The organism is Streptosporangium brasiliense (assembly GCF_030811595.1).
Lineage (GTDB): Bacteria > Actinomycetota > Actinomycetes > Streptosporangiales > Streptosporangiaceae > Streptosporangium > Streptosporangium brasiliense.
In genome coordinates this window covers 497596-519252 of record NZ_JAUSRB010000001.1, presented here as the reverse complement: position 1 = coordinate 519252, position 21657 = coordinate 497596, and the positions used below count along the sequence as shown (strand labels likewise).

The following is a 21657-nucleotide window of genomic DNA, read 5'->3' as shown; positions in this document are numbered from 1 at the left end:
GGGTCGCTCACCGCTCCTCATCCGCCGCGTGGGCGGTCCGTCGTGCCGGGGTCGTCTCCGGGGCGCTCCGGTCACCACGCCGGATCCGCTCCCGGTCCTCCCCGGGCAGCCGGCAGGCGTCCAGGTGACCGGCGCCGCCGGTGAGCGGGGGGACCTCGTCGCAGGCCGCGTGCCGGTGGGAGCAGCGGCCGGCGAAGGGGCAGCCGCCGCCGCCCGAGGCTCCGGGGGCGCCCGGGATCGTGGGCAGCCGCCGGACGCGCGGTCCGCCCACCCGGGGCACCGAGTCGAGCAGGCCCCAGGTGTAGGGATGGCGGGGAGCGCGGAAGACGTCCCCGCGGGGGCCGCGCTCGACCGCGCGCCCGCCGTACATGACCAGGACCTCGTCCGCGATCTCGGAGACCACGCCCATGTCGTGGGTGATCATGACGATGGCCGAGCCGTGGTCGGCGCGCAGGCGCCGCATCAGGTCCAGGATCTGCGCCTGGGTGGTGACGTCGAGCGCGGTGGTGGGCTCGTCGGCGATCAGCAGCCCGGGGTTGCACGAGAGCGCCATGGCGATGACCACGCGCTGGCGCATGCCGCCGGAGAACTCGTGCGGGTAGGAGTCGACCCGTTTGCCGGGGGCCGGGATGCCGACCTCGTCGAGCAGCCGGACCGCGCGGTCGCGGGCGGCCTTCCTGGAGATCCTCTCGTGGGCGCGGATCTGCTCGGCGATCTGCCAGCCGACCGTGTAGACGGGGGTGAGGGCGGTCATCGGGTCCTGGAAGATCATGGCGATCTCCCGGCCCCGCACGGCCCGCATCTCCCGGTCCTTCAGGGCCAGCAGATCCCGCCCTCGAAAGATTACTTTCCCGGAAATTTCGGCATTAGGGGTGCGGATCAGGCGGAGCACGCCGAGCATCGACACGCTCTTGCCCGAACCCGACTCCCCCACCACGCCCAGCACCTCGCCCGGCCGTACCGAGAACGACAGGCCGTCGACGGCGGTGAAGTGGCCCGTGCCGGAGCGGAAACGCACCCGCAGGTCGCTGACTTCGAGAAGGGGCTCGACGGGCGGTTCGGAAAGGGATCGGTCAGGCACGGCGCACCCTCGGGTCGAGCCGGGCGTACAGGACGTCCACCACGGCGTTGGCCAGCACGACGAAGAAGGCGGCGTACAGGACCGTGCCCATGATCACGGGCAGGTCGAGGTTCTGCAGCGCCTGATAGGTGAGCTTGCCGACGCCCGGCAGGCCGAAGACCACCTCGGTCAGCAGCGCCGCGCCGCCGACGAGGGCGCCGAAGTCCAGTCCGAACAGCGACACGATCGGGATCAGCGAGCAGCGCAGGGCGTGCCTGATCAGAATGCGCCGCTCCGACAGGCCCTTGGCGCGGGCGGTGCGCACGTAGTCCTCGTTCAGCGCCTGGATCAGCTCGCCGCGCAGCAGCCTGGCGTAGATCCCCGCGTACAGCAGGGCCAGGGTGAGCCAGGGCAGCAGCAGGTGCAGCGCCCACTGCCCGGGGCTCTGCGAGAACGGCACGTAGCCGAGCGGCGGCACCCACGAGAAGACCGACCCGTGCAACTCCTTCTGGGTGATCAGGTTGACCACCTCGCCCAGCCAGTAGACCGGCAGCGAGACGCCGAAGACGCCCAGCAGCATGACCAGCGGGTCGACCAGGGTGCCGCGCATGGCCCCGGCGAGAGTGCCCATCGCCACGCCCAGCACCATCCAGATCACCGCCGCGCCCACGACGAGCGAGAGCGTGACCGGGACCGCGTCCATGATCTGCGGGATCACCAGCGTGCCCCGGTTCACGAACGAGGTCAGGTCATGGCTGACGAACAGGTGCTTCATCATCATCAGGTACTGCACGGGCAGCGGCCGGTCGAAGCCGAACGACTCGCGTACCTGCGCCAGCGTGGCCGGGTCGGCGTTCTTGCCCGCGATGCGGGCCGCCGGGTCCACGCCGGGGGTGGCGAAGAAGATCAGGAAGACCAGCACGCTGATCGCGAACAGGACGAGCACCGCGGCACCGAGCCGCCGCAGGACGTATCCGGCCATCAGGCGCCTCCCCGCAGCCGGGCGTTCGGGTCGAGCGCGTCGCGCACGCCGTCGCCGAACACGTTGAGCGCGACCGCGGTCAGCGCGACGGACAGTCCGGCCGCGATCGTGATCATCGGCCGGGTGTAGAGCAGGGCCAGGCCGTCGTTGATGATCGTGCCCCAGCTCGCGTCGGGCGACTGGACGCCGACCGACAGGAACGACAGCGCCGACTCGGTGAGCATGTTGAGCGCGGTCATCAGCGGCAGGAAGACCACCACGGTCGGCAGGACGTTCGGCAGGACCTCACGGCGCATGATCCGCAGGTCGCTCGCGCCCAGTCCGACGGCGGCGTGCAGGAACTCCTTGCCGCGCAGCGCCATCACCTGGCCCCGCAGCGGCCTGGCCACATAGGGGACGTAGATGAGCGCGATGATGACGACCGGCAGCGCGAGACTGCCCGCGTCGATGTGGACGGGTCCCAGGTGCAGGCCGCTGGTCAGCAGCACGACCGACAGGCAGATGGCCAGCAGGTAGACCGGGAAGGCCCAGACGACGTCGAAGAGGCGGGAGAGCACGGCGTCGATCCAGCCGCCGAAGTATCCGGCGACCACGCCGAGGACCGTCGCCAGCGCGCAGCACAGCAGCGCCGAGGAGACGCCGATCAGCAGGCTGTTGCGCCCGCCGTACAGGATCCTGGCCATGACGTCGCGGCCCTGGTTGTCGGCGCCGAGCAGGTAGTGGCCGGGGTCGCCGGTGGGGCCGATCGGGGTGACGCCGAGGCCGAGACCCTCGGTGCTCTGCTGCAGGACCTGGACCTCCTGGCCGCCCACGACCGTGGTGCCGGAGACGTTGGAGACGAACGGGTCGGTGTGCGCGATCGAGCCCGCGTAGACCGGGGCCAGCAGGCAGACGAGCACGATGAGCAGCAGCCCGGCCCCCGCGGCCATCGCCGAGCGGTTGCGCAGGATCCGGGTGGCGGCCTGCCGCCACGGACCGGCACCGGGCCGGACCGGGGCGGCGACGACGGGGATGGGTCCGGCCCCGTTCACCGTGCTCATCTACTTGACCCAGAGCTGGGAGATGAGCATGAAGAACTGCTTGTGGAACTGGTAGTTGCCGACCCGGCTGGAGACGAAGTCCACCTGCTTGGGGGTGAACAGCGGGATGATCGGGCTCGCCTTGGTCAGGTCGCGGTCGATCTCGCCCCACTTGGCGTTCGCGGCGTCCTTGTCCGTCCGGTCCAGCGTCATGGCCTCGGCCATCCGGGCGTCGACGTCCTTGTCGCAGTAGCCGGAGATGTTGATGCTGGAGTCGCTGCCGGGCCGGAAGGACGCGCAGGACAGCAGCACGTGCAGGAAGTCCGAGGCGGCGGGGTAGTCGGCGTACCACTGGGAGACGCTGACCTGGACCTTGTTCTTGTCGTTCTGGATGTAGGTGAAGTGGATGTTCGTCGAGATGACCTTGAGCTTGGCCCGGTAGCCGATCTGCTCCAGGGTGCTGCGGACGTACTCGCCGATCTGCTTGCTCACCTCGTCGTCGGCGACGACCACGGAGACCTCCTGGCCCGCGGTCCCCGACCGCTGGACGAGGTCCTTGGCCTTGGCCAGGTCCGGCTCGGGGAAGTCGCAGAAGTCGGCGTGGCCGGGGATGCCGGGCGGCAGGAGCGTGCAGGCGGGCTGGGCCACGTTGGCCCCGCCGAACATCTTCACCACGGCCTGGCGGTCGATCGCCCAGTTGAGCGCCTGACGGGCCTCGGGCCTGTCGAACGGCGCCAGGTTGGTGTTGAGCGGCAGGTACCAGAAGGCCGACAGCTGGTTCACGTGCGCCTGGGAGGCGTAGTTGGCGCCGATCTCGCCGAGCCGGTCGGCGGGCAGCGGGTCGAAGACCCAGTCGGCCTGGCCGTTCTGGACCGCGGTGACCGCGGCCTCCGCGGTGAGGCCGTAGGAGTAGACGATCTCGTCCGGGTAGCCCTGCGGCTGCGCCTCGCGCGACCACTCGGTGAAGTCGGGGTTGCGGACGAGCTTGAGCTCCTTGTTGGGGTCGTAGGAGACCGCCGTGTAGGGGCCGGTGCCGCCGATCGGCTTGGTGCCCTGGTCCTTGTCCGGGGTGTCCTTGGGCAGCACGACCGCGTGCGGCAGGGCGAGCTTGAGCGGGAACTCCGAGTCCGGCTCGACCAGGTTGACCGTCACCGTGTTCTTGGCCCTGTCGGCGACCACGCCCTTGTCGAGCGTGCACTCGTCGGGCTTCTTGACGCAGGCGGCGGCGCCGACGATCCCGGCGTAGAAGGTGCCGGAGGTGGGCCCGGAGACCTTGTAGATCCGCTGGAAGGAGGCCACCACGTCGTCGACGGTGACCTCGGCGCCGCCGGCGAACTTCACGCCCTTGCGGAGGGTGAAGGTGTAGGACCTGCCGTCCGCGCTGACCTCGGGCATGGCCTCGGCCAGGTCGGGGACCAGGTCGTAGGACGCCTCGCCGCCGACCTTCTTGAAGGCCAGCAGGCCGTCGTACATGGCCTGGAAGACCTGCCAGTTGCCGTTGCTGTAGTTGATGTGCGGGTCGAGCGTGCCGTCGCCGGCCTTGGCCTGCAGGCGGAGCGTGCCGCCCTTGTGCTGCTCCTGGAATCCCGCGCCGGCCGCCTGGGAGGTTCCGGCCGGCCCGGCCGGCCCGGTCGGCCCGGTCTGGGGGGAGCCGCCGGAACAGGCCGCGACGGACAGGGCGAGCAGGGCCGCGCCCGCCGCGATCGGGATGTTGCGCTTCATGGTGGTCCTAGTCCGTGGAGTCGAGGAAGGAGCCGACCACCTGCAGGAAGAGCTCCTCTTCCTCGATGTGCGGCATGTGGCTGGAGTGCTCGAAGATCTGCCATCGGACGTCGGGGATGTGGTCCGCGAAGGGCTGCACGGTGCGAGGGGTGGCCTCGTCGTGGCGCCCGGAGACGAGCAGGGTCGGCGCTGTCACCTGGTGCAGCCGGTCGACGACCGACCAGTCCTGCAGGGTGCCGACGACGTGGAACTCGGTCGGCCCGTTCATCGTGTGGTACACGGTCGGGTCCTCGGCGGTCTTGGCGTCGCTGGCCAGGACCTCCGGCGGGTTCGGCACGATCATGCAGACGTGGCGGGCGTTGAACACCTTCTCCGCCGCCCGGTATTCGCCGCTGTCGGTCGTGCCGGCGGCCTCGTGCTCGCGGAGCGTCCGCTCGACCTCGGGCGGCAGCTCGGCGCGCAGCCGGTCGCACTCCTCGCGCCAGAGCTTCATCGAGGCGGGCGAGTCGGCGATGACCAGGCCCCTGAGTCCGCGGGGCCGCAGTACGGCGTGCTCGGCGGCGAGCATGCCGCCCCACGACTGGCCGATCAGGTGGTAGCGGCCGTCGATGCCCAGGTGGGCGAGCAGGTTGTCCAGCTCGTCGAGGAAGAGTTCGACGGTCCAGAAGTCGGCGCCGCGCTCGGGCAGGTGGGTGGAGAGCCCCACGCCGAGCTGGTCGTAGTGGACGACGGCCCGGCCCTGTTCGGCCAGCCGCGCCATGCGCAGCGTGTAGTCGTGGGCCGCGCCGGGGCCGCCGTGCAGCACGACGAGGGGGGTCTTGTCCGCGTTCAGGTCGCCCGTCACGCGGTACCAGGTACGCCAGTCCTTGAAGGGGGCGAGAGCCTGGGTGGTCGGTTCGGGGATCGCCACCGCAGTCCTCCATATGACAATTGGGGACACATGCCACCAGATGAGACGAATGTCCGTGTTGTGGACATCTTAAGGATTAATGGCCTGAACACAAGACCTTTTTTGAAACCGGGAGTTTGGGTAACGTTCCAGGTGTGCACCCCGACGCGACGCCCCCCACTACCGACGACCTCTCCCGGATGCTGGGTCAGGTGCTGGACGACGTCGCCCAGCCCGCCGCGCTCGGCCCCGTCCGGGTGCAGTCGGTGGCCACCGAGGTGGCCGACCGGTTGATGACCGCCGTCGCGATAGGCGACTACCTGCCGGGCGAACGCCTGCCCGGCGAGCGCGAGCTGGCCACGATCCTCGACGTGAGCCGCGCGACCGTGCGCGAGGCCATCGGCCGGCTGCAGGCGGTGGGCATCGTGGAGATCAAACGTGGCCGGACCGGCGGGGCCTATGTCAGGGCGAGCTGGACCGAGGCCACCGCCTCGGCCGTGCGCCGGACGCTCCTGCCCCGCTGGCCCGAGCTGGAGCAGCTGTTCGACCTGCGCTGCCTGGTGGAGGGGCTGGTCGCGCGGACCGCCGCGCTCCGCCGTACGGACGAGGACCTGGCGGCCATGCGCGTGGCGCTGGCGGGCTACGCGGCGGCCGGCACGCTGGGCCAGGAGCAGGCCGCCGACGCGGCCTTCCACAACGCCGTACTGGCCGCGACGGGCAACCCGAAGATCAACGCACTGAGCCGGGACCTGCTGACGCGGGTGAGCCTGGGGTTCCCGGTCGAGCCGTACGGCGAGGACGACCCCGACGCCTACCAGCGGGCGCTGATCGAGCACCGGAAGATCTACGAGGCCATCGAGGCGGGCGACGCCGAGCAGGCGGGCTCCCTGGCGGAGGAGCACTTCACGCTCACCTCCGACATGATGCGCACCATGCTCGAACGCGCCCAGGGCCGGGTCCCCGGGCAGGCCGGCCCGGCCGGGGAGCCGGCCTCCCGGGTCGGGCCCGCCTAGCACCCGCCGGGGCTGCCGGACGGCATCGCGCGCGGCTCGCCGGCGGACCGGGCCGCCGGTGCCCGGAGACTGCGTCACCCGGGCGGGGCGCCGCAGCCGCCGGGCGATCAGGGGAGGTCAGAGGAGATCAGGGGAGGGCGGGACGGCCCGGGAGCCCCCGGCCGTCCCGCCGGAGACCTAGGCCGCCCGCCGTACGGCCACCCGGGTGTGGGCCACAGCGGCGTTGCCCGCCCGGTCCACCACCCGATACGTGATCGTGTACACCCGGGCCGACCCGCCGTCCCGCTCCGCACGCAGCGCGAAGGAGGTGTCGGCCGTGCCGTACGAAGCGCCGCGGACGTCGTCCTCCACCCCGGCCGAGGAGCTGGTGATCGAGACCAGGGTGACCGTGACGGGACCGGCGTCGGCCGCCTTCAGCGAGATGTCCACCGGCACCAGCCTGTGGTTCGGCGGCCACAGCCGGTCGGGGTCGGGCGTGGCGGTCAGTGTGGGAGCCGTCGTGTCGATCCTGACGGTGACCGATCGGGGCTCCTCGACGTTGCCGGCCCGGTCGACGCTGCGGAAGGCCAGCACGCTCTCCCCCTCACGGTCCACGCGCACGGGACCGGAGTAGGGCCGCCAGGAGCCGTCGCCGAGGTGGTATTCGGTCCGCTCCACACCGGCGCCCGAGTCGGAGGCGGTCAGCACCACCTGCACGGGCCGGGAGGTCCAGCCCGAGGGCACCCCGGACGCGGTGGTCACCGGCGCCTCGCCGTCCCCGGCGGTAGTGTGGATCTTGAAGCCGTCGACGATGAAGTAGGAGCCGTCCTTCTTCACTCCCTTGAGCGTGTGCGGCCCCGGTGCCAGGCCGGTCCTGGTGTAGACGATCTTCTGGTACTCACGGGTCGGGTTGTGGTTGTCGATGGTGGTGTCGAGCTTGCCGTCCAGGTAGAGGTCGACCTTGCCCTCGTCGGAGTTGACCTGGGCGATGTATTCGACGCCGGTGCCGTGGAAGGCCAGCTCGAAGGCGTCCCCGTCGGCCTGGGTGGCGTGCAGGTCGTCGAGGGTGGACCCGGCGCCGCCGCGCTGGTCGTTCTTCCAGTCCCAGCCGGTGCCGGTGTAGGTGACGCCGGAGACGTTGTCGATCGTCTCCACGCCGGCGGCCTTGGTCAGGCTCAGGTCCGTCAGCGCCTGGTTGCGCCAGACCTTCAGCGCCGTCGGCCGTCCGGCGGGGGTGCGGTTGTAGACCTTCCAGAAGCTGTTGCGGTCGCTCACCTTGACGTCGGCGATCTCCCTGATGACGTCGCCGGTGCGCAGCCCCTGCCGCCAGGCGTGGGAGTCGGCGGGCACGGCGGCGAAGAACAGGCCGTCGTAGTCGGTGAGCCCGACGGAGGACTTCACCTCGTCGCTGTGGATCTCGGTGACCGTCGCGCCCATGAGCGGCTCGGCCAGGTTGCCGATCGTCAGGCCGGTGTCCGGCTTGCGCCAGGTGAGCGGCGGCGGCGTGGGCGAGCCCGGCTTGCCGAACCCGGTCATCGCGAAGGGCTCGAAGCCCAGCGCCAGAGCCGGGGAGCCGGCCTTGAGGGAGTAGTCGAGCTTGGCCGGATCGGCGTAGGGGCTCGCCCCCTCGAACAGGGGATCGCCGACGACCGAGCGGGTGTCGAGGCCGCGGGCGCGCCAGGCGTCGGTGATGTCGGCGACGGGCCTGCCGTTGTTCCAGAAGAGGTTGTCGTCGTAGGCGGTCCTGGAGGCGGACGGATCGCTCTGGATGAAGTCGTAGGGGTCGTCGGTGACGAAGATGTTCTTCTCGACGACGTCGCCGTTGTCGGCGTAGGAGACGTGGAAGTGCCCGCCGCCGTTGACGAAGATGTTGCCGCGCACCGTGCGGAAGAAGCCCTCGCGCAGCTTCACCCCGCCGTTGAGCAGGAGGTTGCCGGTGACCTCGTAGTTGGACGAGCCGTCGTCGAGGTCGACGTCCCAGTGGGAGGAGTGCCAGATCCGGTTGTGCCGGATCTTCGTGGTCTCCATCGCGTCAAGCTTGGCGTAGTCCTTCTTCACGGCGTCGCCGGCGGTCAGGGGCCAGAAGCGGTCGCGGCCCCAGGAGTTGATCGGCCCGTGGTCGGAGGTCTCCTTGACGCAGTCGAAGATGTCGTTGTCCTCGATGACGTGCCCGCCCCAGGTGCCGTCGTTGATGTCGACGCAGGCTCGCGGCCCGTCGTGCACGGTGTTGCCGGAGACCGTGACCCGGCGGCTCATCGAGATCTGCACGCCGGAGGTCTGCTTCTCGAAGCGCCCGTTGCGGGTCAGGTAGTTGCCGGTGATCGTGATGTCGCGCGGGTAGTCCTCGGTCTTCGGGCCCGGCGTGGTGTCGGTGATGGTCCGCCGCATCTCGTCCCAGGTGGAGCGCTCGCGGACGGCCTCGTGCGAGCCGATGACCGCGATGTCGCTGGCCCCGGAGTCGCGGAAGTCGCCGCCGGAGACGACGTTGCCCTCGGCGTATCCGTCCATGAAGACGGCGTTGCCGCCGACCTGGTCGAAGCGGGCGTCACGGACGGTGATCTTCTTGGTGTTCTTGAGGTAGACCGCGCCCGCGCGGACGATGGCCCAGTCACCCAGCTGCAGTTTCTCGTACGGCCGGCTGAACAGCGTCCGGTGCGTCTGGGTGAAGGTGAACCCGGCGAAGGTGAGGTCGTGCACCGGTGACGCGGGTGAGTCGCCCACGACGCGGATGAGCTCCTCCCGCTCGGCCGTCTCGACGCGGACCGCCGCGGGATCGACGCCGGCGGGAGGCTGGAGGTACAGCCTGCCCGCGGCCCTGTCGTAGAACCACTCCCCCGGCGCGTCCAGCTCCTCCAGGACGTTCTCGACCATGCGCTTCTGCGGGTGCAGCCCGCTGCCCCGGTTGTTGTCCCCCACCCACTGCAGCGTCGGGTCGCCGTTGCCGTCGACGCCTGTCACCTTGAAGGAGTTGCCGCCCCATTCGCCCTGGTGCAGCCCGCGCACCAGCGCGGTCGTGGGGTTCTTCCAGCGGGCCACCCGGGACGGGGAGATCGCGTCGGCGGCGTACCCGTTGAGCACCGCGACCTTGGGGTCGAAGTTGGGGTACCTGGCCAGGACCTGCCGCCTGCCGTCCAGGAAGAGCTCGTCGAAGTCGAGGTCCTTGCCGATGTCGGCGACCAGGGTGGCGCCCTGGTGCGTGGTCCAGGCGGGCGCGAGCCTGCGCCCGCCGCTGAGCACGACCGGCTCACCCGCGGCCGCCTCGTAGGTGGCGCCGGAGTCGGCCGGGGTGAAGGTGAGGGGCTCGGCCAGATAGTAGACGCCGCCGCGCACCCGCACCCGCAGCGGGCCGGTCGCGGTGGGCCGTGCCTCGCGTACGGCACGCTGGGCGCGCGCGATCGTCCTGAACGGCGCGGCCTCGGTGCCGGCGGCCGTGTCGTCCCCCTGGACGGCCACATGGAAGACGGTGTCGGCGGCCAGGGCCGCGGTGGGGGTGAGGGCGGTCAGCCCGCTCGCGGCGACGCACGCCGCGAGGAGCAGCCGCCAGGGCTTGCCGTGGTGCACAGGGCCTCCTGTCGTGGATGGCCCTCATTGTTGGCACAGCCCTCTTGTGAAGGCGATCACGCCAAGGTTACGTTTCATCCGATCAATCAACGTCTGGAGCCCCCACATGAGGCGGAAACTGCTCTTAGCTCCCGCTACTAGCCTCCTTATCATCGGATCTATCTTCACCACGCAGCCTGCCGCGAGCGCCGACCCGCCGCCCGCGTACGAGCCCACGGTGGAGTCGCTGAACAGCCACCCGGTGCCGGGGTGGTTCAACGACGACAAGTTCGGCATCTTCATCCACTGGGGTGCCTACTCGGTGCCCGCGTGGGGACCGCGCGGCAGCTACGCCGAGTGGTACGGGAACTACATGAACTCGCCAGGCAGCGCGACGAACGCCCACCACAAGGCCACCTACGGCCAGGACTTCAACTACGACGCCTTCCTGCAGCAGTGGAAGGCGGAGAAGTTCGACGCGGCCGACTGGGTCAAGCTGTTCAAGGACGCCGGCGCCAAGTACTTCGTGCTGACCTCCAAGCACCACGAGGGCATGGCCCTGTGGGACAGCAAGGTCAGCGGGCGTGACAGCGTCGACCTCGGACCCGGCCGCGACCTGGCCAAGGAGCTGTTCGACGCGGCGCGCAAGGACGAGGCCAAGCTGAAGGCCGGGTTCTACTACTCGCTCTATGAGTGGTACAACCCCTCCTACACCGGGCGCCCGCCGACCAACCCCTACACCGGGGCGCAGATCCCGTACACGGGCGCGCCGGTCGTCGGCGACTACGTCAAGGACTACATGCTCCCGCAGATGCGCGAGCTCATCGACGGCTACGACCCCGACATCATCTGGTGCGACGGCCAGTGGGAGAAGCCGGCCTCCTACTGGGACACCGCCGGGGTGCTCGCCGACTACTACAACAAGGCGCTCAAGAGCGGCAAGGAGGTCGCGGTCGCCAACCGGTGCAAGATCCAGAGCGGCAACCTCGACAGCCCCGAACTGGACTTCCAGACCCCCGAGTACGCCGTCAAGCCGGACATCGACCCGGTCAAGTGGGAGTCCAGCCGCGGCATCGCGCACTCCTACGGCTACAACCAGAACGAGCCGGAGGAGGACCACCTGACCTCCGACCAGCTCGTGGACTCGCTCGTGGACATCGTCAGCAAGAACGGCAACCTGCTGCTCGACATCGGCCCGAAGGCCGACGGCACGATCCCCGAGATCCAGCGGCAGCGGCTGCTGGACATCGGCGCCTGGCTCAAGGCCAACGGCGAGGCGATCTACGGCACCACGTACTGGAACCGGGCCGAGGAGAAGGGCGGCCCCGACGACGTCCGTTACACGGTGAAGGACGGCACCCTGTACGCCACGGCGCTGAAGTGGCCGGGCGAGCAGCTCACGCTCGGCGCCGACCTGCCGGTGGACCACAGCACCCGCGTCACCATGCTCGGCTCCGACGCGCGCCTGTCATGGAGCCGTGACGAACAGGGCCGTGTCGTGGTGAACACCCCGCCGGAGACCGGGAAGCACGCCTACGTCTTCAAGATCGAGACGCCGGGCGTGCACAGCCTGCTGCGCACCTCCTCCAGCCTGGCGAAGGAGGTCGCCCCCGGTCAGACGGTCAGCGGCGAGCTCACGGTCACCAACCCCGGCAAGCGGCACGCCCCGGCCACCAAGCTCTCCCTCACCGTGCCGCAGGGCTGGACGGCCACGCTCGGGGCGCCCCGCGTACGCCCGCTCGGTCCCGGTGAAAGCGTGAAGGTCCCGATCAGCGTGAGCGCCCCCGCGGGTGTGGCGCCGGGCCCCTACACGCTGGGCCTGCACCAGCGCACCGGGCGCATGGGGACGACCACCGCCCTGCCCCTGGCGGTCAACCGCCCCAACCTCTCGCTCGGCAAGCCGGCCACGCAGAAGAGCACCGGCTACGACGCGCCGGCCTCCCGGGCCGTCGACGGCAACACCGACGGCAACTGGGGCTCCGCGACGACGACGCACACCGCCGAGCCGGAGAAGCAGGCCTGGTGGCAGGTCGATCTCGGCGCCTCGGCCGCGCTGGACAGCGTGGACGTCTGGAACCGGCTCGACTGCTGCGCCGACCGGCTGAAGGACTTCTGGGTGATGGCCTCCGACCAGCCGTTCACCACCGACGACCTGGACCAGGCCCGCACCGCGCCCGGCGTGACCGCCGTGCACGTCGGCGAGCAGGCCGGCTCGCCGAGCAAGGTCAAGCTGCCCGAGGGCACCAGGGGCAGGTATGTCAGGATCCAGCTCGCCTCGCCGTCCGACCCGCTGTCCCTGGCCGAGGTCCAGGTCAGAGGCTAGCCGTATGGACCAGGGGCGCTGCTGACAGCAGGGCTCGGTCCGTGGCGGGGACCTCCGGTGAGGCGAAGGTGTCGAGTCCTCACCTCACCGGAGGTCCCCGTGTCCCACCGTGCACCTCACCGGAGGTCCCCGTGTCCCACCGTGACGCCCGGCCGGGGGCGGGTCTCCGGACCGGCCTGGGAGCGGGTCTCCAGATAGCCGATCAGCGTGCGGACCATCGCGCCGGTCGCCCCGGCCGGGCCCAGGTCGGTGGCCTTGTCCAGGTAGGCGGTGGTGGCGAAGTCCAGGTGCGCCCAGGGCAGCCCGGCGGTGAACGGGCGCAGGAACAGCGCGGCGATCGTCGCGTCGGCCAGGCTGCCGCCCTCGTTCCTCGCGTCGGCGATCTCGGAGCTGAGCCTGTCGGCGTAGGGCTCCCACAGCGGCAGCTCCCACATCGGCTCGCCGGCCCGCGCCCCGGCCGCGATCAGCTCGCCGACCAGCCGCCGGTCGCTGCCGATCACCCCGGTGATGTCCTCCCCGAGCGCGTGCATCACCGAGTAGGTCAGCGTGGCCGCGTCGATGAGCACGTCCGGTGAGCTCTCGGCCAGGTAGGCGAGCGCGTCGGCCAGCACCAGACGGCCCTCGCTGTCGGTGTCGGTCACCTCGGTGGTCCGCCCGTTGCGATGTGTGAGCACGTCCCCGGGGCGGATCGCGGAGCCGCTGACCATGTTCTCGGCGGCGGGCACCACGGCGGTGACCCCCACCGGCAGCTCCAGCCGGGCGGCGGCCTGGACGACCGCGAGCATGGTCGCGCCGCCCGCCATGTCGCACTTCATGGTGGACATCGCCCCCTGGCCCTTGATGGCGAGACCGCCGGAGTCGAAGGTGATGCCCTTGCCCGCGAGGCCGACCGTGGCGTGGGCGCCGTCGCCGGGGTGGCTGACCTCGATCAGGCACGGCGGGTTGGCACTGGCCGCGCCCACGCCGAGGACGCCGCCGAAGCCGCCCGCACCGAGCGCGGCGGTCTCCAGCACCCGCACGCCCAGCCCGTACGTCTCGGCCATCGCCCGCGCCCGCTCGGCCAGGTCCATCGGGACCAGGTCGCCGGCCGGAGTGTTGACCAGGTCCCGGGCGAAGGTCACCGCGTCGGCGACGATCCCGGCCCGCGCGACTCCCCGCGGGTCCCCGCCGGCCAGAACGATCAGCTCCCGTACGGCGTGCCCGCGCGGCTCGCTCTTGTAGCCGTCGAACCGGTAGCCGCCCAGCCGCACTCCCTCGATGACCGCCTGGGCGTCGGGGAAGGCGACCGCCACCGTGGGGAAGTCGGCCAGCCGGGGCGCGACCCGGCCCACCGCCCGCCGCACCGTGTGCCCGTCGTCGTCGGCGCCGAGCCCGACGAGCAGGACCGCGGACGCCCGGAAGGCGTCGCCGTCCCGGCGCGGCAGCAGCAGGTCCTGGCCGGCCCGGCCGGTGAACCTGACCTGGCCGAGCACGGCGCCCAGGCCCAGCCCGGGGTCGCATCCCTCGCGCACCGGCAGGACGAGCAGGTCCGCGGCGACCTCGGCGGCGGGACGGGAGGAGAGGGACACCTCCATGAGGCGACTCCTAACAGAGCTAAAAGGTCCAGTCCACGAACCTTAAAGCACTGTCATGTCACGCGGAACACCGGGTCAGGAGACGAACACCGCCAGCGATTTGGTGATCTTTCCGTGCTCCTCCACCAGCGCCAGCAACGTGCCGTCCGGGCCGAACACCCCGATCGGGCCCTTGCCCAGCCCCAGCGAGGGCAGCCGCCCGCCGTGCGCGACGGTGCCCGCCTCCTCGGCGGTCACGTCGCGGCGTGGGAAGGCCGCCGCGACCGCGTCGGCCATCGGCAGGATCGTGCACTCGGCGGAGAGCTGCTCGACGGTGCGCGCCATCGACAGGTCGTAGGGCCCGACCCGGGTGCGGCGCAGGTAGGTCAGGTGACCGCCGGTGCCCAGGTCGGCGCCCAGGTCACGCGCCAGCGCGCGGATGTAGGTGCCGCTGGAGCAGGTCACCGAGGCGTCGACGTCGATCAGGTCGCCCGCGCGGCGGATGCCGGTGATCTCGAAGCCCGACACCGTCACCGGACGCGCCTTGAGCTCGACCTCCTCCCCCGCCCTGGCCCGCTTGTAGGCGCGCTCGCCGTTCACCTTGATGGCGCTGACCTGGGGCGGGACCTGCATGATCCGGCCGGTCAGGGCGGCGACGCCCTTTCTGAGGTCCTCCTCGGCGATCCCGGCGGCCGGAGCCGTCGCGATGATCTCCCCCTCGGCGTCGTCGGTGTTGGTGGACTGGCCGAGCCGGATCGTGGCGTCGTAGCCCTTCTCGGTGAGGGCGAGGTGGCCCAGGAGGCGGGTGGCCTTCTCCACACCGACCACCAGCACCCCGGTGGCCATCGGGTCCAGGGTGCCCGCGTGGCCGACCTTGCGGGTGCCCGCGATGCCGCGGAGCTTGCCGACGACGTCGTGCGAGGTCCAGTCGGCGGGCTTGTCCACGATGATCAGCCCGCTCGGCGGCGGGGTGCGCTTGGCGCGAGCCGTGCTCATTCGAACAGTCCTTCTACAGAAAGTGCGCGGAGGCTACAGGAGTGCGCGCAGACCGGCCATCGTCTGCTCGACGGGCAGATAGGAGGTGAAGCCCGCCGCCTTGGCGTGCCCGCCGCCGCCCAGCGCGGCGCAGACGCGGGAGACGTCCACCGCGCCCTTGGAACGGGTGGAGACCTGCCAGGCGCCGTCGTCGTCCTCCTTGAGGATCACCGCGACGTCGGCCTCCTCGGTGCGCCGGATCACGTCGATGATCCCCTCCACCTCGTCGTACGGCAGGCCGTGGGCGGCCCGGTCCGCCCGGGTGACGAACGTCCAGACCAGTCCCCGGCCCACCTCCGGCTCCAGCGTCACCCGGTCGAGGACGGCGCCGAGCACCTTGAGGTAGCCGAACGGGGAGCGGTCCCACAGCTCCCGGGCGATCTCCTCCGGGTTCAGCCCGGTGTCGAGCAGCCTGGCGGCCATGAGGTGCACCCCGGGAGTGGTGGAGGAGTGCCGGAACGAGCCGGTGTCGGTGACCAGCCCGGCGTACAGGCAGGTCGCGATGGCCCTGTCGAGCGGCAGGCCGAGCCGGTTGATCAGCTCCTCGGCGAGCACCGCGGTCGCCGCGGCGGCGGGATCGACGAGGTTGAGCGTGCCGAACCCGGTGTTGGACGGGTGGTGGTCCACCACGATCAGCTCGCGGGCCTTGAGCGCGTTGTCGGCGAGCAGGCCGAGCCGGTCGACGATGGGGACGTCGAAGGTGATCATCAGATCGGGGGCGGCCGGGTAGTCGCCGGGCTCGGCCAGCAGCTCCTGGCCGGGCAGGAAGCGCAGCAGCCGGGGGACCCTGAAGCGGCGCTCCCCGAAGGAGGCCGTGACCCGCTTGCCCGCCGCGCGCAGCGCCAGCCCGAGCGCCAGCGTCGAGCCGAGCGCGTCGCCGTCCGGCGAGATGTGGCAGGCCAGCGCGATCTCGTCGGCGGACGAGATCAGGCCGACGGCCCGATCCCAGTCGCTGACCGGGATCGGGACGCCGCCGCGCAGGTCGGGCGTCACGTTGCGGGGTATCCCGCGCGCTGTGACGGCTCCTCGTCGTTCTCCTCGGATCCGTCGTTCTCCTCGCCGGGCTTGCGGTAGGGGTCGGCGTCCCCGGCGTGCTGCGCGCCCTCGGCCCGCTTGGCGATCTCGGCGTCCCGGGCCTTCGCCTCGGCCAGCAGGCCGTCGAGGTGGCGGGCGCTGTCAGGGAGCGGGTCATGGGTGAACATCAGCGTCGGGGTGTGGCGCAGACCCGTCTGGCGGCCCACCTCCGAGCGGATGAGCCCCTTGGCGCTCTCCAGGGCCGCGGCCGAGTCGGCCCGCTCGGCCTCCGAGCCGAACACGGTGTAGAACACCGTGGCCTCGCTCAGGTCATTGGTGATCCGCGTGTCCGTCACGGTCACGAACCCCAGCCGCGGATCCTTGATCCGACGCTCCAGCATCTCGGCCACGACCTGCTGAATCCGGTCGGCGATCTTACGTGCGCGTGCGGCGTCCATATTCACTCCCCCCTTCTCACAGTAACGACCGGGCACGGAGGGCGGCTCCGCGACCGGTCATCCCTGTGACTAGTCCTCGTCCTCGTTGTAGAGCCGCTGCCGGGCGGACAGCAGCTCGATCTCCGGATGGAAGGCGACCAGGCGCTCGCAGTCGTCCAGCACCGCGCCGCAGTTCGCGGCGGTGGCGGAGACGACCGCGATCCCGATCTCGGTACGGCGGTGCAGATCGAGATGGCCGGTCTCGGCGACGGCCACGCCCGGGAACCGTCGCTGCACCTCGGCGATGATGGGACGCACCACAGAGCGCTTCTGCTTCAGCGAGTGAACGTCGCCGAGCAGGATGTCCAATGTCAGGGCACCTACATACATATTGAGTCATTCGCCACGGGGCACCGTGCGCCGGCGGCGCGGGGCCACCCGCCGGCCGGAGGCGGCCCACCCATGGGGTGGAGGCCGCCTCCGGCCGGGCGAGCGGTCCCGCGCCGGACCAGAGCATCAGACGCGCGGCTTCTCCCGCATCTCGAACGTCTCGATGACGTCGTCGATCTTGATGTCGTTGTAGCCGACACCGATACCGCACTCGTAGCCCTCGCGGACCTCGGTCGCGTCGTCCTTGAAGCGACGCAGCGACGACACGGTGAGGTTGTCGGAGATGACGACACCACCACGGATGATCCGGGCCTTGCTGTTGCGGACGATCGTGCCCGAGCGGACCAGCGCACCGGCGATGTTGCCGATCTTCGGCACCTTGAAGACCTCGCGGACTTCGGCGGTGCCCATCTGGACCTCTTCGAACTCCGGCTTGAGCATGCCCTTGAGGGCCGCCTCGATCTCCTCGATCGCCTGGTAGATGACCGAGTAGTAGCGGATGTCGACGCCCTCGCGCTCGGCCAGGTCGCGCGCCCGGACTTCGGGGCGCACGTTGAAGCCGATGATGACGGCGTTGTCGTCGGCGACCGCCAGGTTGACGTCGTACTCGGTGATCGCACCGACGGCGCGGTGGAGCACCCGCAGGCGCACCTCGTCACCGACGTCGATCTTGAGCAGCGCGTCCTCGAGGGCCTCGACCGAACCGGAGACGTCACCCTTGATGATGAGCTTGAGCTCGTCGACCTGGCCCTTCTCCATCTCGCTGAAGAGCTCTTCGAGGGTGCGGCGGCGGCCGGACCTGGCCATGTCCGCGATGCGCTTGCGGGCCGCACGCTGCTGGGCGATCTGGCGCGCCATCCGGTCGTCGGTGACGACGATGAAGTTGTCACCGGCACCCGGGACCGCGGTCAGACCGAGGACCAGCACCGGACGCGACGGGTCGGCTTCCTGGATCGCCTCGCCGTTGTCGTCCAGCATCGCCCGGACGCGGCCGAAGGCCTCGCCACAGACGATCGAGTCGCCGACGCGGAGCGTGCCGCGCTGGACCAGCACGGTCGCGACCGGGCCGCGGCCCTTGTCGAGGTGCGCCTCGATGGCGACGCCCTGGGCGTCCATCGTGGCGTTGGCCCGCAGGTCGAGCTCGGCGTCCGCGGTGAGCAGGATGGCCTCGAGCAGGTTCTCGATGCCGATCCCGTTCTTGGCGGAGATGTCGACGAACATCGTGGTGCCGCCGTACTCCTCGGCGACCAGGCCGTACTCGGTGAGCTGGGCCCGGACCTTGTTGGGGTCGGCGCCCTCCTTGTCGACCTTGTTGACCGCGACCACGATCGGCACGTCCGCCGCCTGGGCGTGGTTCAGCGCCTCGATGGTCTGCGGCTTCACACCGTCGTCGGCCGCGACCACCAGGACGGCGATGTCGGTGACCTTGGCACCACGGGCACGCATGGCGGTGAACGCCTCGTGACCCGGGGTGTCGATGAAGGTGATCTTCCGGTCTTCGCCCTCGTGCTCGGTGGCGATCTGGTAGGCACCGATGTGCTGGGTGATGCCACCGGCCTCGCGCGCCACCTCGTTGGTGTTACGGATGGCGTCGAGCAGCTTGGTCTTACCGTGGTCGACGTGACCCATGACGGTCACCACCGGCGGACGCGCGACGAGGTCGGACTCGTCGCCCTCGTCCTCGCCGAACTCGATGTCGAAGGTCTCGAGAAGCTCGCGGTCCTCCTCCTCCGGGCTGACCACAAGCAGGTTGTAGTCGAGCTCGGCGGCCAGGAGCTGGAGCGTCTCCTCGTTGACCGACTGCGTGGCGGTCACCATCTCGCCCAGGTGCAGCATGATCTGCACCAGGGACGCCGGGTTCGCGCCGATCTTGTCGGCGAAGTCCGCCAGCGAGGCGCCACGCGACAGCCGGATCGTCTGACCGTTGCCGCGGGGAGCCTGCACGCCACCGATCGCCGGGGCCTGCATGTTGTCGAACTCTTGACGCCGCTGGCGCTTGGACTTGCGCCCACGGGTCGGGCGTCCGCCCGGACGGCCGAAGGCGCCCGCCGTGCCGCCACCGCGGCCACGGCCACCGCCGCCACCGGGACGGCCGGCGAAACCGCCGCCACCGCCACCGGGACCACCGGTTCCGGTGCCGGGACGGCCCGCGCCGCCGCCACCACCGGGACGGCCGGCGAAACCACCGCCACCACCGGGACGGCCACCGCCGCCACCGGGACGGCCACCGCCGCCGGGACCGGGACGACCGCCGCCGCCCGGACCGGGACGGCCCACGCCGCCGCCGGGACCGGCGGGACGGCCCTGGGGCATCATCATCGGGCTGGGACGGGGACCTCCGGGACGCGGACCACCCGCACCGGCGCCGGGGCCGGGGCGCGGACCACCCGCACCGGGACCCGGACGCGGACCCGCCGCACCGGGCGGACCCGGACGGGCCGCGGGCGGACGGGGACCGGCGCTGTCGCGCTGCCCCTGGTCGCGGGGGCCGCGGTCCTCACGAGGACCGGGACGCGGACCCCTGTCGCCGGGGCCGCCGTCACGGCCGCCGGGACGCGGCGGACGGGCCTGGCCCATACCGCTGGCGTTCGACGAGAACGGGTTGTTGCCGGGGCGCGGCCCACGCGGGCCCGGACGCGGGCCGGGCTTGGGGCCGGGCGCCGCACCGGGGCGGGGGCCCGAAGGGGCTCCACCCGGGCCGCCGGAGGGACGGCCCTCCGGACGCGCGGCCTCCGGACGGGGCGCCGGTCCCGGACGCGGAGCCGGGCGAGGACCCGGCTTGGGGCCGGGGGTCGCGGGGCGTCCGGCGTCGGGGCGCGGAGCCTCGAAACGCGGCGGCTGAACCGGCGAAGGCTGCTGCTGCTGCTGAGGCGGCGCCTGCGGAGGCTGGGGAACCACGGGCGGGGCCTGCGGCGCGGGGGCCGCGGGACGGGCCGCTGCGGGCCCAGGCCTCGGACCCGGCTTGGGGGCCGGTCCCGGCTTGGGAATCGAGGACGGCGCCGCGGGGGCGCCGCTTCCGGCCTGGCTCTCAGCCGGCCGGGGTGCCGCCTGGGGCGGCCTGGGCGGCCTGTTGCCGCCCCTGTCGGACGAGCCCCTGGGGGGACCGCCCAAAGCTTCCGTGAGCCTACGGACTACCGGTGCTTCGATAGTCGAGGACGCCGAACGCACGAACTCGCCCATCTCCTGGAGCTTGGCCATGACGACCTTGCTCTCCACACCGAACTCCTTGGCGAGCTCGTATACCCGGACCTTCGCCACTGCACTCCCTTACTCGGCCCGGGAGGCAGTGCCGCCGGACCGTCGTTACGTAGATGTACTCATCGCCGCATGCTCATCAGGCGCTCATAGCTATCTGACCAGCCCATCAACTCGGCGTCCTACATGACAGTTGGCAACCATTTCACCCGATCCTTTCAGCGTGGACCTCTTCCAGGTGGGCCCGTACGCGCGACGGGTCGAGCGGGCCCGCCACGCGAAACGCGCGCGGAAACGCTCGGCGACGCTCGGCGAGCTCGAGACAGCTCAGGGAGGGATGCAGTGAAGCACCACGACCCTGGAGCCGTCGTCGCAGGTCGGGGACTATAACGCCCTCGACCACCACCAGGCGGAGCAGCTCGGAGGAGACCGTGCGAACCCGGCACCCCACACACATCCTCAGCGGGGCGGCCTGGCCACCATATTCCAGCTTACCGTGTGGACGCATCTGCGGAACCGGCCGCATCCCCTGCTTGTGTGTCCGGACGGATGTCGATGCGCCATCCGGTGAGGCGATTGGCCAGCCGGGCGTTCTGCCCCTCCTTGCCGATCGCCAGGGAGAGCTGGTAGTCCGGCACGGTCACCCGCGCGGCGCGCCCCTCGGCGTCGATCACCTCGACATGGGAAACACGGGAGGGTGAGAGGGCATTCCCGACGAATTCCGCGGGATCCTCCGACCAGTCGATGATGTCGATCTTCTCGCCGTGCAGCTCCGCCATCACGTTGCGCACTCGCGAGCCCATCGGGCCGATGCAGGCGCCCTTGGCGTTCACGCCGGGACGCCGCGACCGCACAGCGATCTTGGTCCGGTGGCCGGCCTCGCGCGCGATGGCGGCGATCTCGACCGTCCCGTCGGCGATCTCCGGGACCTCCAGGGCGAAGAGCTTCTTCACCAGACCGGGGTGGGTGCGCGACAGGGTCACCGACGGGCCCTTGTGGCCCTTCTTGACTTGGACCACGTAGCAGCGGATGCGCTCGCCGTGGACGTATTCCTCGCCGGGGACCTGCTCGTTGTGCGGGAGCACGGCCTCGATCTTGCCGAGGTCCACCAGGACGACCCTCGGGTCCTTGCCCTGCTGGATGACGCCGGCCACGAGCTCGCCCTCACGGCTGGCGAACTCACCGAAGTTGATCTCGTCCTCGGCGTCCCTGAGCTGCTGCAGGATGACCTGCTTGGCGGTGGTCGCGGCGATGCGGCTGAAGTTGCCCGGGGTGTCGTCGAACTCCCTGAGCACCTCCCCGCTCTCGTCGTCGATCTCGGCGGCGAAAATGGTCACGTGCCCGGACTGCCGGTCGAGCTGGGCCCGCGCCTTGGCGGCCGCGCCCTCGCTCCGGAAGTATGCGATCAGTAGCGCGTCCTCGATCGCCTTGACGACCAGGTCGAAGGAGATGTCCTTCTCCCGCTCCAGGCTGCGCAGGACGCTCATGTCGATGTCCACGAGGCTC

Annotated in this window: 16 protein-coding genes; 2 read left to right on the top strand and 14 right to left on the bottom strand. The window is 71.0% G+C overall.

The genetic code is table 11. From position 1 onward, the window contains the following. Window positions 1-7 precede the first annotated feature (7 nt). Genes J2S55_RS02315 through J2S55_RS02295 form a run of 5 tightly spaced genes read right to left on the bottom strand, consistent with a single transcriptional unit; the run spans window position 8 to window position 5693 of the window. A complete protein-coding gene (locus J2S55_RS02315; RefSeq protein ID WP_306856926.1) occupies window positions 8-1081 on the bottom strand; it encodes an ABC transporter ATP-binding protein in 1074 nt (357 codons plus the stop codon). Beyond that, the gene (locus tag J2S55_RS02310) at window positions 1074-2042 is read right to left on the bottom strand and encodes an ABC transporter permease (protein WP_306856925.1); all 969 of its coding nucleotides are present in this window, start codon (window positions 2040-2042) and stop codon (window positions 1074-1076) included. Before J2S55_RS02310 ends, J2S55_RS02315 begins: the two co-directional genes overlap by 8 nt. Next, the gene (locus J2S55_RS02305; RefSeq protein ID WP_306856924.1) at window positions 2042-3082 is read right to left on the bottom strand and encodes an ABC transporter permease; all 1041 of its coding nucleotides are present in this window, start codon (window positions 3080-3082) and stop codon (window positions 2042-2044) included. The genes J2S55_RS02310 and J2S55_RS02305 overlap by 1 nt, the downstream gene beginning before the upstream one ends. Beyond that, a complete protein-coding gene (locus J2S55_RS02300) occupies window positions 3083-4783 on the bottom strand; it encodes an ABC transporter substrate-binding protein (protein ID WP_306856922.1) in 1701 nt (566 codons plus the stop codon). 7 nt (window positions 4784-4790) lie between these two features. Continuing rightward, on the bottom strand, window positions 4791-5693 hold the full coding sequence (locus J2S55_RS02295; protein WP_306856920.1) for a proline iminopeptidase-family hydrolase: 903 nt from the start codon (window positions 5691-5693) through the stop codon (window positions 4791-4793). Window positions 5694-5827: 134 nt separating this feature from the next. Here J2S55_RS02295 and J2S55_RS02290 point away from each other — a divergent pair, with 134 nt between their 5' ends. Continuing rightward, complete coding sequence (locus J2S55_RS02290) at window positions 5828-6685, top strand: FadR/GntR family transcriptional regulator (RefSeq protein ID WP_306856918.1); 858 nt, start codon at window positions 5828-5830, stop codon at window positions 6683-6685. A 177-nt stretch (window positions 6686-6862) separates the two neighbouring features. On the opposite strand, the gene J2S55_RS02285 is transcribed toward J2S55_RS02290, so the two are convergent. Then, the gene (locus J2S55_RS02285) at window positions 6863-10225 is read right to left on the bottom strand and encodes a PDZ domain-containing protein (protein ID WP_306856917.1); all 3363 of its coding nucleotides are present in this window, start codon (window positions 10223-10225) and stop codon (window positions 6863-6865) included. A 106-nt stretch (window positions 10226-10331) separates the two neighbouring features. Here J2S55_RS02285 and J2S55_RS02280 point away from each other — a divergent pair, with 106 nt between their 5' ends. Beyond that, window positions 10332-12527 (top strand): alpha-L-fucosidase, encoded by a 2196-nt coding sequence (locus J2S55_RS02280; RefSeq protein WP_306856916.1) that lies wholly within the window; start codon window positions 10332-10334, stop codon window positions 12525-12527. Window positions 12528-12643: 116 nt separating this feature from the next. On the opposite strand, the gene J2S55_RS02275 is transcribed toward J2S55_RS02280, so the two are convergent. The 8 genes from J2S55_RS02275 to nusA form a co-directional block, all read right to left on the bottom strand. Beyond that, entirely contained in the window at window positions 12644-14101 is a 1458-nt protein-coding gene (locus J2S55_RS02275) for a leucyl aminopeptidase (protein ID WP_306856914.1), read from the bottom strand. Between the two features lie 75 nt (window positions 14102-14176). Continuing rightward, a complete protein-coding gene (truB, locus tag J2S55_RS02270; protein ID WP_306856913.1) occupies window positions 14177-15076 on the bottom strand; it encodes a tRNA pseudouridine(55) synthase TruB in 900 nt (299 codons plus the stop codon). A 33-nt stretch (window positions 15077-15109) separates the two neighbouring features. Further along, a complete protein-coding gene (locus tag J2S55_RS02265) occupies window positions 15110-16108 on the bottom strand; it encodes a DHH family phosphoesterase (RefSeq protein WP_306856912.1) in 999 nt (332 codons plus the stop codon). After that, entirely contained in the window at window positions 16105-16587 is a 483-nt protein-coding gene (rbfA, locus tag J2S55_RS02260) for a 30S ribosome-binding factor RbfA (RefSeq protein WP_306856911.1), read from the bottom strand. Before rbfA ends, J2S55_RS02265 begins: the two co-directional genes overlap by 4 nt. 69 nt (window positions 16588-16656) lie before the next feature. Next, window positions 16657-16956 carry a DUF503 domain-containing protein gene (locus J2S55_RS02255; protein WP_271217836.1) on the bottom strand — a complete coding sequence of 100 codons (300 nt, stop codon included), beginning with the start codon at window positions 16954-16956 and terminating at the stop codon, window positions 16657-16659. Between the two features lie 126 nt (window positions 16957-17082). Further along, window positions 17083-20214 carry a translation initiation factor IF-2 gene (infB, locus tag J2S55_RS02250; protein WP_306856910.1) on the bottom strand — a complete coding sequence of 1044 codons (3132 nt, stop codon included), beginning with the start codon at window positions 20212-20214 and terminating at the stop codon, window positions 17083-17085. 142 nt (window positions 20215-20356) lie between these two features. Further along, window positions 20357-20608: a YlxR family protein gene (locus tag J2S55_RS02245; protein WP_306858544.1), complete on the bottom strand. Its 252-nt coding sequence runs from the start codon at window positions 20606-20608 to the stop codon at window positions 20357-20359. Between the two features lie 34 nt (window positions 20609-20642). Then, window positions 20643-21638, bottom strand: a complete 996-nt coding sequence (nusA, locus tag J2S55_RS02240) for a transcription termination factor NusA (protein ID WP_306858543.1) — start codon at window positions 21636-21638, stop codon at window positions 20643-20645. Between the last annotated feature and the right edge of the window lie 19 nt (window positions 21639-21657).